The sequence below is a fragment of the Massilia sp. Soil_C_3 genome, from assembly GCF_057657035.1.
In genome coordinates this window covers 575,755-590,314 of record NZ_JBDGJG010000001.1, presented here as the reverse complement: position 1 = coordinate 590,314, position 14,560 = coordinate 575,755, and the positions used below count along the sequence as shown (strand labels likewise).

Sequence of the window (14,560 nt, the reverse complement as noted above, 5' to 3'; positions counted from 1 at the left end):
ACCGGGATCGACGATGTCCAGCACTATCTTTACTCCGCTTCCCCCGCCGCTGGCGACACCGCTGCAGGTCGGCGCAGTGGCGCCCGCTGCGGCTGCCGCCCTGCTGGCCGGCGGCGACCACGCGCCGGCGCTGCCCTTTTCCCAGCCGCTGGCAAGCGCTGCCGGCGCCGCGCCGCAAGCCGCGCCGGAGGGTGGCGCCGATGGCGCGGCCATGCGTCCCGACCAGGTCCTGATGGCGCGCCAGATGGCCTATCCGCAGCAGGACGCGGCCGCCCTGGCGCGCGCCTGGCGCGCCCAGGTGCGCAACCACGGCAGTCAGCTGACCAGCCGCGCGCTGGCCTCCAGCGCCGGCCAGCTGTCCCCGGCCCTGCTCGCCGCGGCCCAGCAGGGCCAGGTGGCACGGGCGCCCGAGCAGCAGCTGCCCCACCCGGACGCCTGGCGCTTCACGGTGCACGCCGGCGGCCAGGCCGCCCAGCACCTGACGGTGCTGGCCGAGGAGGCCGACAAGCCCCCTGGACGCCGCCGCCGTCCGCGCGCAGTCCTGCGCCTGGAGCTGGAACTGGCCGACGGCAGCCCGGTCGTGGTCCAGGTCGAACCGCTGCCCCAGGGGGTGGCAATCGAATTGTGCGCGCCGGACACGCGCGCGCTGACGCGGCTGCGCTGGCTGCAACCGGAGCTCGAGAAAGCATTGGCACGCGCCGGCGTGAAGGTCGTGCGCTGGCAGTTGCGCGACCACTTGCCGGCCGGGCGCGCCCACGCCATGATCGAGAACGCCGAGGCCGCGGCCCAGGCCTTGAGCCCGGCCGTGTTCAGGACCGTGGCCGAGCTGGCGCTGGTGCTGCCGGTCATCGGGGACACAGGCCAAACGGCTTGAATCGCAGCAGCGCTCGGTACGAGAGCAATCAGGTGGTGATCGCGAAGAACTCCGCATCGGCAAATGCCGATTTCACCTTGATGCCGATGACTTTCTGGACGGCGGAATACGTCGATCCACACACCACCAGGTTGTGCTGGCCTTGGGTCGACGCCGCATCGAAGGCCGGCGCTTTCTGAACCGGGATGCCGAGAAACTCCGCGTGCGGATAGCGCGTATCGAAAATGCCGGCAACGCGCGCGCGTTCCTCTCCAAGATCGTTCAGGGCCTGCGCCATGAATGCGGAGAGTCCCCAGACCCAGACCTGCGCACGGGGAGCGGCGCTGGCGATCTTGTGCCTGAACTGTTCCGCGATGTCGGCATAGAGTGCCCGATGGTCATCCACCGCGTTATGACGTCGTGCCGGTGCGCACAGCGCGCGCAGTGCAGGCATGCGCGGCGCCGATTGCTTTTCGAAAGCAAGAATGTCAAAGCCCGCCTGCTGCAGCAGCTTGAGGAATGATTCGCCGGTAAAGTAATGGAGATGATCGAGGCAATTGAGCGCGAACTGCAGCGTGGATTTGTCATGCTCGGCGCTGAAGTCAGGCACCTCCACGTACGCCACACTGTTCGGAAACTTGGCGAGCTCACGCAGGAGCAATGACGGATCAAAAAGATGTTCGATAACATGCGACAGCAGGAACAGGTTCTTCTTGTTCGCCGTCTCCTCGAATAACGATGGAATCCGCGCGGTCTCCGAATTGAAGTCGAGGGCAACGAAGTCGAGCCGGTCGGACGCGACGCGATTGACGAAGTCGACCACCGTCGCGCGCTGGCTTCCGACGGCATGCATTGCCTGCTCGGCCAGTTCGCCAGGGCCGCCGCCGAACTCGATCACCGTCCCGGTGATCGAGCTCGGATCCAGATGGCTGGCGACGAAGGCGAACCGGATGTCGCTGTCGACGTATTCGGTCGGCAGCGCAACCGATGAGTTGTACAGCAAGTCCAAGGGTACGTCATGATGGAGCCGTCCATGCCGGCAAGCGGTGCAGATGGACTGTTCGACCTGGGCGTCTGGATACAAGAGCTGAGCCTGCATTTCGCAGAATGGGTTGGACACCCTTTCCATCAAAGCGTCGCACATCTGGCAATTGGCATTAATCGAAGACATATTCCGTTCTCAAACTGGTGGATCGCAGGTCGATGCTCGTCAGGATCGATAAGGTATCGGCGCGAATGGTGGTGTTGGTAATCACTTCGTTTTTTGCCCAGGCTGGCTGGACCGCAACTATCGTTGCGATGCGGCGTCGCTGACCCGGTAGCGCAGAGATAGTTTTCTCAATCGCTTTCTGCCAGCCAGCTGCGGCAGGACTGGCGAAAATGTTCGATTTTCTCTTCGGTATCCGAGGCGTAGCGCAGCGGCGCCGGACTCCAGCTCGACTTCGGCACCAGGCGACAGACCTCATGGTCTTCTTCGAACACTTTCCGGTTGATCGCGGCGGTCGAGGCGAACAGCGGCGCCAGGAGCTGGGCGGCGCGCGCACTGGCCACCGGCGCGCCCAGCAGCCGGCTGCTGAAGTGGGTGCGCCCGGCGCCTCCGGCGGCCGGCAAGAAATGCTGCAGCGAGTAAGAATAGCCGAAAGTCGACGAGATCATCGTGAACGGATACAGATAGATGCTCATATAGCCGTCGTAAGCGAAGTCGATGGCGAAATGGCGCTTCAGGGAAGCCAGCTGCCGCACGACCCTGGCATTGCCCAGTGGCGTGGTCCACACCGAGTTACGTCCATGGTAGACGTTGGTGCCGGCCTCCAGTTCGAGGGCCCCGAGGGTGTCTGGATGTACCATCCCGATATGGTAAGGCTCCAGCGCATTCTCGACCGCCACCGCCCAGTAGCAGTCGAAGTCGTAGTTGTTCAGGTCGAGCCGGCCCGCGATGTTGAAGGAAATATTTTCGAGCAGGCCAGCGACCCCGTCCAGCTGCCGATACAGCGGAACCCGCGGCGCCTGCGCGACGAACAGGAAGTCGCCGCACCAGTCTGTCTGCAGGGTGTTCAGGCGCGCCGTCGTCAGGTCGCAGCCGGTGAACGAAGCGGCCTCGGGCACCGTCACGCGCCCATTGTGGAAGCTCCATCCATGGTATCTGCAGGTCGGCGCCTGGTTGCCGGCGGCGCCGGTGTAGATGCGCGCGCCGCGATGGGGGCACAGATTATCGAAGGCGACCAGCTCGCCAGCATCGTTGAACACCACCAGTTCGCCCAGCGGCGTGTCCAGACGCAGGTAGTCGCCCACCTGGGGGAGTTCATTGCGGTGGCACAGCAGATGCCAGTGCTCACGGAACAGTCGGGCGTCGAAATCCATGTCAGAGCTTCTTCGCCGGCAGCGCGTACATCACCGCGTTCTCGGGCACATTGCGCATCACCACCGCGCCGGCGCCGATGCGGGCCCCGGCGCCGACCGTTACCTTGGGCAGCACGCGCGCGCCGCTGCCGAAGAAGCAGCCCTCTCCCACCTTCACCCAGCCGGTCAGGTCGACCTGGCAGCTGAGGGTCGAGCAGGCGCCCAGCACCACGTCGTGGCCGACGCCGCTGAGCGCATTGATGGCGACGAAGTCGCCGATATTGGCGTGGCTCGAGACCAGCGCCTGCGGGCAGATCACCACGCCCTCGCCCAGTACGGCGCTGCGCGCCACGGTGGCGCGCGGGTGCACCAGGCGCGCGAAGCGCGCGCCGCGCGACTTGAGCAGCGCCGCCAGGCGCGCCTTGGCGGCCGGGTCGCCGATCGCCATCACCAGGCGGTCGCCTTCGCGCGGGACGAAGTCGTCGATCGCGCCGAGATAATCGAGCCGATGGCCGAAGCCGTCCAGCGCTGCGGCGCTGCTGTCGAGGAAGGCATCGAAGGCGCGACCGTCTTCCAGCGCCCCGTCCAACGACCAGTCGATGAGCTCACGGGCGAAGGCGCCCGCCCCCACCAGGATCGTGCGTCCTTGATTCAGCGGCATAGATAGCCTCCGTCGACCACCATCGTGGTGCCGGTGATCCAGCGGCTGCCGGGTCCGAGCAGGAAGGCTGCGGCCTGCGCCACATCGCCTGGCTCCCCGAAGCCCAGCAGGTGCTGGCCTTCATAGGCCTGCATCGAGGCTTCGGTGCCGGCGCGCGCCAGGCGCTCGTGCATTGGGGTGAGCACCGCCCCGGCGGCAATGGCATTGACCCGGATCCTGCGCGGCGCGAACTCGCACGCCAGCGAGCGCACCATGCCGTCGATCCCGGCCTTGGCCGCGGAATAGGCGGCCATCCCGGCCTGGCCGGAGGAACCGGCGACCGAGGACATGAAGACCAGCGAGGCGCCGTCCGGCATGGCGCCGCGTCCGGCCAGGCCACGCGCGATGCCGAGCGCCGCGAACAGCGAGCCGCCCATCACCTCGTTCACCTGCTGCTGGCGCAGCAGGCGCACCGGCCGGATGGCTTCGATGCCGGCGCCATGGAACACGCCCTGCAGGGGGCCGTGGGCCTCGACCAGCGACTTGACCCAGTCGGCGGCGCCGTCGGCGTCCTGCAGCGCGGCGCCGGCGGCCACGTGGCCGGCGCCGGTCAGGGCGGCGACCGTGGCGTCGAGGCGGGCGGCGTCGCGCCCGGCCGCGATCACGCGCGCGCCGTGGCGCGCGAGCAGTTCGGCCGTGGCGCGGCCAATGCCGGACGACGCGCCGGTCACGAGATAGGTGCCGCCAGCCAGGCTGTTATCGGAATTAATCGTCATGTTTCGACCGTTTCGCATATCAGGAGCGGGCCCACGTTCAAGGAAGCGGAAGCCCACGAATAGCCGACCCCGAAGCCGAACATGGCCAGCCTTTGCGAGCCGGCGCGCAGCACCCCGGCCAGGTCGGTCGTCATCAGGAGCGGAATCGAAGCCGAACTGGTATTGCCGTAGTGCTCGATATTAAACGGAACTTTTTCGGCCGGCAGCTTCGATTTCTTGGCCAGGTGCTTCAGCATGAACAGATTGGCCTGATGAAACAGGAAGGCATCGTGGCCGTCGACGCCGACACCGGACAGCTCGAGGGTGCGCGCCACCAGCGGCGGCACCGAACGCAAGGTGAAGTTGAAGATCTCGCCGCCGTCCATGTACAGGCTGGCCGGGTCGCGCCCGTCCAGGCGCGGATCGGCGCCCGCCACGTGCTCGCGGAAACCGCCCTGAGGCACGATCAGGTTGGCCGCGCCGCGGCCGTCACTGCCGAGGATGAAATATGCCTCGCCTGCCGGATCGGCCTCGATCGCGGTGACCGTGCCGGCGTCCCCGAACAGCATGGCGGTGGCGCGGTCTTGCGGATCGACGATGCGGCTGACGGTGTCGCCCACTGCCAGCAGGACGCGCCGGGCGGCGCCGCCGGCGACCATGCCCTGGGCCAGCCACAGGCCATAAGGATAGCCGGAGCAGCCGAGGTTGACGTCGAAGGCGATGCAGCCTGGCGGCAGGCCCAGGTCGGCCTGCAGCCCGCAGGCGGTTGCCGGCAGCCGGTAGTCCGGGGTCTGCGAGACGAAGATCACGGCGTCGACCGAGTCCAGGGACCAGTCCAGGCCGGCGAGCAGGCGCGCCCCGGCGGCGCGGCACAGGTCGCGCGTCGTGGCGCCGGGCGCCACGCGGCGGCGCGACTGCACGCCGATCATCTTGACGACCTCGTCGACCGCGGCCTGGCCGAAGCGCTCGGCGAAGCCGGCGTTGTCCACCCGTTCACGCGGGAGGCAGGACACCAGGCCGGCGATGCGCGCGCCGGTGACCTTCGCTTCACGTCCCCCGCTCATGGTCAGCCTTTCGCGGCCTGGGCGATGAGCGCTTCGATATCGGCGATCGTTGCGCACGCGGCCAGCGCGCTGCCGTCGAGCATGACGTTGTAGCAATCGTCGACTAGTGCGATGGTCGACACCAGCGCCAGCGAGTCCCACTGCGCCTCGGCACTGTTCAATTCAAATCCAGGGGTGATGCGGGACGGGTCGACCTCGAAGATCTCGGCCATGCCTTCGTAAAATTTGCTCATTTTTTTTATTCCAGTTCTAAGGTTAACAGGCAGCCAGCCCAGGAAAATCCTACGCCAAAACCAAGCAGCATCAAAGTCTTCGGGGTCTCGAAACAGCCCTGCTCCCGCATCGCTTCGAGCGTCAGCGGAATCGTCGACGATACCGTATTGCCGCACTCCTCGACATGAATCGGGAAGCGCTCCGGGTCGACACCCATCTTCTTGCGCAGCGATTCGAGCATGAAGCGGTTGGCCTGGTGCAGCACGAAGTAGTCGACCGCCTCGCGCGCGACCTGCGCCTTGTCCAGCAGCGCAGTGGCCGCGCGCGGCACTTCGCGCAACGAAAACGCCATGATATCGGCGCCGGCCATATACAGGTGCTCCTGCGAGCGGACATTGCCCGATTCGTCGCTGGTTTCGCGTGCCGTGTCCTTGCCGCGCGGGGTGCGAAATCCCCCGGCCTGGACGATCAGCTTGTCGGCCCCGCGGCCGTCGGTGCCGAACACGAAGGGCCCGATCGCGCATTCCCGTGTCGCGGCGAACTCCCGCGCCACCACGGCGGTGGCGGCGGCGCCATCGCCGAACAGCGTCCGCACGCTCTTGTCGAGCGGGTGGATGTACTTCGAATAGGTGTCCGCCGTAAGCACCAGCACGCAGCGCGCGGCGCCGCTGTCGACCAGGCCACGGGCCAGCGACAGGCAATACACGAAGCCGGAGCAGCCCAGGTTGACGTCAAGCGCGCCGACGCTCGTGGCCAGGCCGAGCCGGTCCTGCAGGATGCAGGCGGTGGTCGGCAGCACATGATCGGGCGCCTGGGTGCACAGGATCACGAAGTCGACCTGTTCGCGCCGGACCCGGCCGCGGGCGAACAGCCTTTCGGCGGCATGGTAGGCCAGGTCGCCCGCCGTCTCGTGCGGCGCGGCGATGCGGCGGCTGCGTATGCCGGTCTTCTCGAAGATCTTGTCGGCGCCCCAGCCCGGATACAGGCGGCCCAGTTCCTCGTTGTCGAGCCGTGCTTCTGGCAGATAGCCGGCCAGGTCGGCGATGGCGGCATGCATTTTCATGCGGCCTCCCGTATCAGGTCGATGATGCGGCGCTGGTCGCTGTCGACCAGGGCCGGATAGATCGGCAGACACAGCACCTGCTCGGCGGCGCACGCCGCGACCGGCAGCCGGCCCGGGGCCGCAGAGGGCAGGTCGCGGTACATCGGGAAGCTTGAGATCAGCGGATAGAAGTAGCGCCGCGCGATGATGTCGTGCTCCTTCAGCCGCGCATGCAATGCGTCGCGGCTGAGCGGGTAGTCGGGACCGATGAGGATCGGGAAGTACGAAAAGTTGTTGGCATGTCCGGCGTCGCCGACGGCTGCGGCCCACGGCCGCACGCAGCGGATGCCGGCCACCCCGGCCAGGGCCTCGGTATAGCTACGCGCCAGCCGGCCGCGCGCCGCGATCGCGGCATCCACGCCCTTGAGCTGCAGCAGGCCAAAGGCGGCGTTGATCTCGCTCATCTTGCCGTTGATGCCCGGCGCCACCACCGTGGTCTCGTCGACGATGCCGAAATTCTTGAGGCGATCGATGCGCTGCTTGGTGCGCGCATCGCCGCACACGATGGCGCCGCCCTCGAAGGTGTTGAACACCTTGGTCGCATGGAAGCTCAGCACCGACAGGTCGCCGCTGCTCAATACGCTCGCCCCCTCGTGCTGCACGCCGAAGGCATGGGCCGCGTCGTAGATCACTTTCAGATTGTAGTTATCGGCGATTGCTCCGATGGCGCGGGTGTCGCACGGCTGTCCATAGCAATGCACCGGCATGATGGCGGTGGTCTGGGGCGTGATCGCGGCCTCGATCCGGCGCGGGTCGAGGTTGAGCGTATCGGGATCGACGTCGACGAATACCGGTTTGATGCCGTTCCACAGCAGCGAGTGCGAGGTCGCCACGAACGAGTATGGCGTGGTGATGACTTCACCCGTGACGCGCAAGGCCTGCAGCGCCGTCAGCAGCGCCAGGGTACCGTTGGCAAACAGGCAGATGTGCTCGACGCCCAGGTGGCGGCACAGCGCCTCCTCCAGTTGCTGGTGGAAGGGACCACCGTTGGTCAAGATCTTGTTGTCCCATATCTGCTCAAGATAAGCATGGAACTGTTCCAGCGGCGGCATTTCCGGCTGGGTCACATAGATCGGCTTGCGCTGGTTCATGTCTTCTCCCATGATATCTGCTCCCTCCCTTACCCCACCGTTCCCACGATCGACACATCCCGGTTCTCGGGAATCTCGTTATACGACAGCACGTGCAGGCCCGGCGCGAACAGGCGCGCATAGCGCGCCAGCAGCGGGCGCACCTGCGGCAGCACCAGCAACAGCGGCGGCGTGTGCTGCTGCTTCATCTGCTCGCGCGCCACCGGCATATTAATCTGCAGTTGAGACAGCAGCTGGGGATCGATCGGGTAATTATCCAGCACCACCTTGCCGCCGCCGGCCTGGCGCGCCTGGTTCAGCGAACCGAGCAGCATGTTTTCCAGCTCGGCCGACAGGTTAAACGCCGGCATGTCCTTCTTCTTGCCAAACAGGGTCGAGACGATCTGGCGCCGCAGCGCGCAGCGCACCTCGGCCGCCAGCAGGATCGGATCCTTGGTCGTCTCCGAGCTGTCGAGCAGGGTCGTCGCGATCACCACGATGTCCTTCAGCGACACGCCCTCGGCCAGCAGCACGCGGAACACGCGCAGCAGCTGCGTATGGGTCAGCGCCTTGTCCAGCGCCGCCGCCAGCTTGGGCGAGAGCGCGGTCAGGCGTTCCAGGATCGCCGGCACGTCCTCGTGGCGGAACAGCTCGTGCAGATATTCGCGCACCACCTTCGAGACGTGGGTCGCGATCGCGCTCGGCACCTCGACCACCTGGTAGCCCAGGCCCAGCGCATGCGCTTTCTGGTCGGGCGCGATCCAGGTGATCGCCATGCCGTAGGCCGGCTCGATGCCGGGCACGCCATCGAGCTCGCCGTACACGTTCGGCGACGGGATCGCCAGCAGATGGTCGGGCATCACCTCGGCCTCGGCCACCACCGTGCCCGACAGGCTGATCGCATACTGGGTGGGGCGCAGCGCCAGGTCGTCGCGCACCCCGATCGCCGGCAGCAGCATGCCCATCTGCTCCGACAGGCTCTGGCGTACGCCCTTGACGCGCTTGTTGAGCGGCTCGCCCTGGGCGCGGTCGAGCATGCCGACCAGCTTGTAGCCCACCGCCACCGTCACCGGCGCCACCACCGGCAAGGCCTGCCAGTCGAGGTCGACCACGCGTTCTTCGAGCAGCGCGGCCTCGATCTTGGCCACCCCGGCATTGTCGGGCGCCAGCACCCGCTGGCCGACCTTCCAGCCGGCGAAGGCCAGCACCATCGCCGCCACCGCGAAGAACAGCCAAGGCATGCCCGGCACCACCGCCATCAGCAGCATGACGCCGGCCGCCGAATACAGCACGCCCGGCTGGGCCAGCACCTGGTTGCCGACCTGCTGTTCGAGGTCGCCCGATTCGCCGATGCGGGTGACCAGGATCGCGGCCGCGGCAGACAGCATCAGCGCCGGGATCTGGGCCACCAGGCCGTCACCGATGGTCAAGAGCGCATACACGCGGAAGGCGTCGCCCAGGGCCAGGTCGTACATCAGCGCGCCGATCGCGACGCCGCCCACCAGGTTGATGATCAGGATCAGGATCGACGCGATCGCATCGCCGCGCACGAACTTCGAGGCGCCGTCCATCGCGCCGTAGAAGTCGGCTTCGGCGGCGACGTCCTTGCGCCGTGTGGTGGCCTGCTCCTGGTTGATCAGGCCCGCGTTCAGGTCGGCGTCGATCGCCATCTGCTTGCCCGGCAACGCATCGAGCGTGAAGCGCGCCGAGACTTCCGAGATCCGCTCCGCGCCCTTGGTCACGACGATGAAGTTCACGATCATCAGGATGATGAAGATCACCAGGCCGACCACGAAGTTGCCGCCGATGACGACGTTACCGAAGGCTTCGATCACCTGGCCGGCGGCATGCGTGCCTTCGTGGCCATGCAGCAGCACGACGCGCGTGGAAGCGACGTTCAGCGCCAGGCGCATCAGGGTGGCGCCCAGGATCACGGTCGGGAACACCGAGAAGTCGAGCGGCCGCCTGGCCGTCACCGCGACCAGGATCACGATCAGCGACAGCACGATATTGAAGGTGAACAGCACGTCCAGCAGCACCGGCGGCAGCGGCAGCATGATCATGCCCAGGAGCGCGATCAGGAACACCGGGGCCGCGAACTTGTGGTTGCGCAGCTCGCTGACGAAGGCGTTGAAGGTATTCGTAAAGTTCATGCTCTTGCCTCGCTCAGGTGAGGTGGAACGTCCACCTCGTTGGGGAACCGCGGGGGCGCCTGGCGCCGGCCCGTACGGAACGCATTCAGTTGCAGGACGTAGTTCAGCACCTGCGACACCGCCTGGTACAGCTGTGCCGGAATCTGCTGCTGCACCTGGCTGGTGTTATAGATGGCGCGCGCCAGCGGCGGCAGGGTGAGGGTCTCGACGTTGTTCTCCCTGGCCACCTGGCGGATGTAGAGCGCCATCTCGTCGACGCCCTTGGCCACCACGAACGGCGCCTCGGCGCGCCCGGTATCGTACTTCAGCGCCACCGCATAGTGCTCGGGGTTGACGATCACCACGTCGGCGGTCGGCACCGTGCTGCGCACGCTGCGCCGCGCCAGTTGCTGCTGCAGCTGGCGGATGCGCTGCTTGACCTCGGGCCGGCCCTCGTTGCTCTTGTGTTCATCCTTGATGTCCTGCTTGCTCATGCGCTGGTTGCGCATGAACAGGTAGTGCTGCACCGGCACGTCGATCACCGCGAACACCACGAACACCGCCACCAGCGCCATCAGGGCGTCGAAGGCCAGGCCGGCGCCGGTGGCCAGGGCGTCGGCCAGCGGCATGCGCTGCAGCTCGACGTAGGCCTTCATGCTGGCGCGCGAGACCATCCACAGCACCACGCCCAACATGATGGCCTTGGCGAACGAGGTGATGAAACCGACCCAGTGCTTCTGGCTGAACAGGTTGCCCAGGTTGGTGATGGGGCTGAAGCGGCTGAACTTCGGCTGCAGGTTCTTGCCGCTGGCGATGAGGCCGCCCGGCACCGCGCCGGCCAGGATGATTGCGAACGGCACTGCCAGCAGCGGCAGCACCATCTGCACCAGCAGCATCACCGCGGCGCCGAACACGGTCGACAGGGCATTCTCCATGGCGCCCTCGGCGCCCAGCGGCACGAACACCAGCTGGAACAGGTGGCGCATGTCTTCCAGGTAGGTCGGCGCCATCAGCGCGAACAGCTTGAGGCTGACCAGGATGCCGACCGCGGTCGCCAGGTCGCGCGAGCGCACCACCTGCCCTTCCTGGCGCGCCTTCTTGAGCTTCTGGGCTGAGGGCTTTTCGGTCTTGTCGCCGCTGGTGTTATCCGCCACGGGCCATCCTCATCTGCTCGGTGATCATCTCGAGCACCTGGTTGGTCATCGCGACATAGTGCTCGGGGATGAAGCGCACCAGCTGCACCAGCATCAGCAGGCCAAAGATCGTCACCAGGGCGAAGCCCAGCGAGAACAGGTTCAGGCTGGGCGCGACCCGGTTCAGGAAGCCGAAGCCCATCTGCACCACGATGGTGGAAAACACGATCGGCAGCGCCAGCAGTATCGCGGCCGAGAACACCCAGCCGACGTTCAGCGCCACCGCCTCGAGCAGCATCGGTTGGAAGCCCGAGCCGACCGGCCAGGCATGGAAGCTCTGGCCCAGCACCGCCACCAGCACCAGGTGGCCGTCGATGGCGAAGAACACCAGCATCGCCACCAGCGACATCAGGCCCGAGATCACGTCCGAGACCTGGCCGTTTACGGGATCGTTCATCTGGGCCATCGAAAAGCCGATCTGGCTCGAGGCCAAAAAGCCCAGCATGGTCACCGCCGCCATCGCGAACTGCAGGGCCAGGCCCAGCACGCCGCCGATCACGGCCTGCTCGAACATCGCGACCACGCCGGCCAGCGAGAACGGATCGGGCATGGCGCCGCCCACGCGGGTGGTCAGGGGCAGCATCAGGAACGACAGCACCAGCGCCAGCAGCGCGCGCACCGGCATCGGGACCGCGCCGTCGCCCAGCACCGGGGCGGTGACCATCATTGCCATGATGCGGCAGAACGGCCACCACAGGGCGCCGATCAGCGGCAGCAGGAAACCGAACAGCTCGATGCCCATTCAACCCACCAGGGTCGCGGCGCGCTGGAACACCGACACGCAGTAATCCATCAGCTTGGAGGTCATCCAGTGGCCGGCCAGGATCACCGCCAGCAAGGTCACCAGCAGGCGCGGCAGGAAGCTCAGGGTCTGCTCGTTGATCTGGGTCGCGGCCTGGAACAGCGCCACCACCAGGCCCATCAGCAGGCCCGGGATGACCAGCACCATCACCAGCAGCATCACGATCTGCAGGGCCTCGACCACCAGGTCGACGGCGATATCGGGACTCATGTCTTGTTTCTCCCGGATTCGCTAATAGCCGTGGATACTGCCGACCAGGGTGCTGACGGTGAGCGTCCAGCCGTCGACCAGCACGAACAGCAGCAGCTTGAAGGGCAGCGAAATCACCAGCGGCGACAGCATCATCATGCCCATCGCCATCAGCACCGATGCCACCACCAGGTCGATGATCAGGAACGGGATGAACAGCATGGCCCCGATCTGGAACGCGGTCTTCAGTTCGGACAGCACGAAGGCCGCCAGCTTGACCGGGAAGCTGTGCGCCTGCGGCTGGGCGTGCAGCGGCTCGCCCGCCAGGCGCGCGACCTGGGTCAGCGAGGCCTTGCTGGTCTGGGCCAGCATGAAGCGCGAGATCGGACCTTCGGCGATGCGCAGCGCCTGTTCCAGGCCGATCCGGTCCTGGTCGTAGGGAAGGAAAGCGTCTTTCCAGACCTGCTCGCCGACCGGACGCATCACCAGGACGGTCAGGATCAGGGCGATGCCGGTGATGATCCGGGTCGGCAGGCCCTGCTGCAGGCCGAGGGCCTGGCGCAGCAGCGACAGCACGATCACGAAGCGGGTGAAGCAGGTCATCATCATGATCATCACGGGCAGCAGCCCGAGCAGGGTCATGATGACCAGGATCTGCGACTTGACGCTCATCCCGGAACTGGCGGCGTCGGCGCCAGGAATCACCCCGGCCAGCAGGTCCTGGTTCTGGGCCAGCGCCGGCGCCGAGGCCAGCAGGCCATACAGCAGCAGCGCGCCAGCGGCTGCGCGCGCGCCGCGCGTCATGGCGCGAGCATGTCCAGGTTCAGGCCGTCCAGGTCGATCACCTTCAGGCCGTACTGCTCGCCCGCGACCACCACCTCGGCGCGCCCGATCGGGGTGCCGTTGACCTTGATCACCAGCGGCTCGCCGGCCAGCGAATCGAGCGGCAGCACCGACGACGGCTGGATCTCCATCAGTTCCTGCAGCGAGACCCGGGCCGACCCGACCTCGAGGGTCAGGGTCACCGGGATGCGCCGCATCATCTGCGGCAGCTGGCGTGCGCCAGTGCGGCCGGCCGTGGAGGTCGCCTGCTCGGCGGCGTCCAGATCATCGATGATCACGTCGCCAGCCAGTTGCTCGTTGAGGTTCATGTCCATTATTCGGCGTCTTCAAATGAGGTTAAACACAGCTTGCCCTTGTGCTCGGCCACCGCGGCCGTGAACAGGCGGGAATCGTCAAGCAAGACATCGGCGCGGCCGACCGAGACCGGGATCACGTCGCCGACCTTCAGGCCGAACAGCGTGGCCAGGGTCACTTCCTTGCTCACCAGGCGGCCTTCCAGCTTCACCTGCAGGTGTGTGGCCAGCGGCTCGCGCGCCATGCGCACGGCGCCGCGCATGCCAGTGCGGTCGGCCATCAGGCCCTGCAGCACGTGGGCCATCAGGCCATGGTCGGGACTGATCCACAGCTGCCCTTCCGGCGCCGCCACGCTGGGGTCGTCGGTATCGCGCCGGCCATACTGGGCGCGCAGCACGACGCGGATCACCCAGCCGGCCTTGCCAGGGGCGCCCGCCGGCACGATCGAGGTCCCGGCTTTCGCCAGCTGTGGCGCGGCCGCGACAGCGGCGCCCGCCGCCAGCAGCCCTTCGGCCACCTTCTCGTCGAGCAGCGCCGCCACTTGCTGGGCCAGGGTCGCGCCCAGGCGCTCCTCGGTCGCGGTTACGCGCTCGAGGCCGGGGTCGCGCTGCAGTGCAGCGTTCGGGCCCTGGGTGCGGCGCGCATAACGGCCTTCAAGCAGGCCCAGCAGCAAACCGCGCTCGAATGCGACCGCGGCCAGACCATAAGGACCGTTCACGCCCAGCCAGCGCAGGCTGCGGTCGTCGGGAGCGCGCTCGAATGCGAGGCTCTCGAGGCGGAATGCGCCCCAGTAGCGGCGACCTCCGGGCGAGGCCATCGCCCCCCCCAGCGCTTCGGCCAGGCGTGCCGCGAAGGACGGCAACAGGTGTACCGGACGTCCCAGCAGGCAGGGATCAAGCACCTGGAAATCGCGTGCACGATCTGGTTGATTAATCGACATGTTTGTTGACTGAAAATTACGTTTCGATGACAGCTTTTCATTCCCCACAGCAACAATTATACAGGGAACTGACCGGGCGAGACTTTGACATTCTTCTTTGATTTCCAACTTGCCCTACGGTAATATCATA

The 14,560-nt window shown here is 66.6% G+C and carries 16 protein-coding genes; 1 reads left to right on the top strand and 15 read right to left on the bottom strand.

Annotation, left to right across the window (positions count from 1 at the left end):
• Nucleotides 1-13 precede the first annotated feature (13 nt).
• Nucleotides 14-874, top strand: coding sequence for a hypothetical protein (locus AC3A6F_RS02610; RefSeq protein ID WP_487678398.1), 861 nt, complete (start codon nt 14-16; stop codon nt 872-874).
• 28 nt (nt 875-902) lie between these two features.
• Here AC3A6F_RS02610 and AC3A6F_RS02605 read toward each other — a convergent pair whose 3' ends face one another.
• The 15 genes from AC3A6F_RS02605 to AC3A6F_RS02535 all read right to left on the bottom strand — a co-directional run bounded on the left by AC3A6F_RS02605 (nt 903) and on the right by AC3A6F_RS02535 (nt 14,430).
• Nucleotides 903-2,024 carry a class I SAM-dependent methyltransferase gene (locus tag AC3A6F_RS02605; RefSeq protein ID WP_487678396.1) on the bottom strand — a complete coding sequence of 374 codons (1,122 nt, stop codon included), beginning with the start codon at nt 2,022-2,024 and terminating at the stop codon, nt 903-905.
• 167 nt (nt 2,025-2,191) lie between these two features.
• Nucleotides 2,192-3,214, bottom strand: coding sequence for an aromatic ring-hydroxylating oxygenase subunit alpha (locus AC3A6F_RS02600; RefSeq protein ID WP_487678395.1), 1,023 nt, complete (start codon nt 3,212-3,214; stop codon nt 2,192-2,194).
• Nucleotide 3,215: 1 nt separating this feature from the next.
• Complete coding sequence (locus AC3A6F_RS02595; RefSeq protein ID WP_487678394.1) at nt 3,216-3,854, bottom strand: NeuD/PglB/VioB family sugar acetyltransferase; 639 nt, start codon at nt 3,852-3,854, stop codon at nt 3,216-3,218.
• Nucleotides 3,845-4,603: an SDR family NAD(P)-dependent oxidoreductase gene (locus AC3A6F_RS02590; RefSeq protein ID WP_487678481.1), complete on the bottom strand. Its 759-nt coding sequence runs from the start codon at nt 4,601-4,603 to the stop codon at nt 3,845-3,847. The genes AC3A6F_RS02595 and AC3A6F_RS02590 overlap by 10 nt, the downstream gene beginning before the upstream one ends.
• Before the next feature lie 2 nt (nt 4,604-4,605).
• On the bottom strand, nt 4,606-5,652 hold the full coding sequence (locus AC3A6F_RS02585; protein WP_487678393.1) for a ketoacyl-ACP synthase III: 1,047 nt from the start codon (nt 5,650-5,652) through the stop codon (nt 4,606-4,608).
• Nucleotides 5,653-5,654: 2 nt separating this feature from the next.
• The gene (locus AC3A6F_RS02580; RefSeq protein ID WP_487678392.1) at nt 5,655-5,885 is read right to left on the bottom strand and encodes an acyl carrier protein; all 231 of its coding nucleotides are present in this window, start codon (nt 5,883-5,885) and stop codon (nt 5,655-5,657) included.
• Between the two features lie 5 nt (nt 5,886-5,890).
• Nucleotides 5,891-6,928, bottom strand: a complete 1,038-nt coding sequence (locus AC3A6F_RS02575; protein WP_487678391.1) for a ketoacyl-ACP synthase III — start codon at nt 6,926-6,928, stop codon at nt 5,891-5,893.
• Nucleotides 6,925-8,070, bottom strand: coding sequence for a DegT/DnrJ/EryC1/StrS family aminotransferase (locus AC3A6F_RS02570; protein ID WP_487678389.1), 1,146 nt, complete (start codon nt 8,068-8,070; stop codon nt 6,925-6,927). The genes AC3A6F_RS02575 and AC3A6F_RS02570 overlap by 4 nt, the downstream gene beginning before the upstream one ends.
• A gap of 17 nt (nt 8,071-8,087) precedes the next feature.
• Complete coding sequence (locus tag AC3A6F_RS02565; protein ID WP_487678388.1) at nt 8,088-10,190, bottom strand: flagellar biosynthesis protein FlhA; 2,103 nt, start codon at nt 10,188-10,190, stop codon at nt 8,088-8,090.
• A complete protein-coding gene (gene flhB / locus AC3A6F_RS02560) occupies nt 10,187-11,323 on the bottom strand; it encodes a flagellar type III secretion system protein FlhB (protein WP_487678387.1) in 1,137 nt (378 codons plus the stop codon). The genes AC3A6F_RS02565 and flhB overlap by 4 nt, the downstream gene beginning before the upstream one ends.
• The gene (gene fliR, locus AC3A6F_RS02555; RefSeq protein WP_487678386.1) at nt 11,313-12,104 is read right to left on the bottom strand and encodes a flagellar biosynthetic protein FliR; all 792 of its coding nucleotides are present in this window, start codon (nt 12,102-12,104) and stop codon (nt 11,313-11,315) included. Before fliR ends, flhB begins: the two co-directional genes overlap by 11 nt.
• Nucleotides 12,105-12,374 (bottom strand): flagellar biosynthesis protein FliQ, encoded by a 270-nt coding sequence (fliQ, locus tag AC3A6F_RS02550; RefSeq protein ID WP_320473437.1) that lies wholly within the window; start codon nt 12,372-12,374, stop codon nt 12,105-12,107.
• 21 nt (nt 12,375-12,395) lie between these two features.
• Nucleotides 12,396-13,157, bottom strand: coding sequence for a flagellar type III secretion system pore protein FliP (gene fliP, locus AC3A6F_RS02545; RefSeq protein ID WP_487678385.1), 762 nt, complete (start codon nt 13,155-13,157; stop codon nt 12,396-12,398).
• Nucleotides 13,154-13,504, bottom strand: coding sequence for a FliM/FliN family flagellar motor switch protein (locus AC3A6F_RS02540; RefSeq protein WP_123069102.1), 351 nt, complete (start codon nt 13,502-13,504; stop codon nt 13,154-13,156). The genes fliP and AC3A6F_RS02540 overlap by 4 nt, the downstream gene beginning before the upstream one ends.
• Nucleotides 13,505-13,509: 5 nt before the next feature.
• A complete protein-coding gene (locus AC3A6F_RS02535; protein WP_487678384.1) occupies nt 13,510-14,430 on the bottom strand; it encodes a FliM/FliN family flagellar motor switch protein in 921 nt (306 codons plus the stop codon).
• Nucleotides 14,431-14,560: the final 130 nt, after the last annotated feature.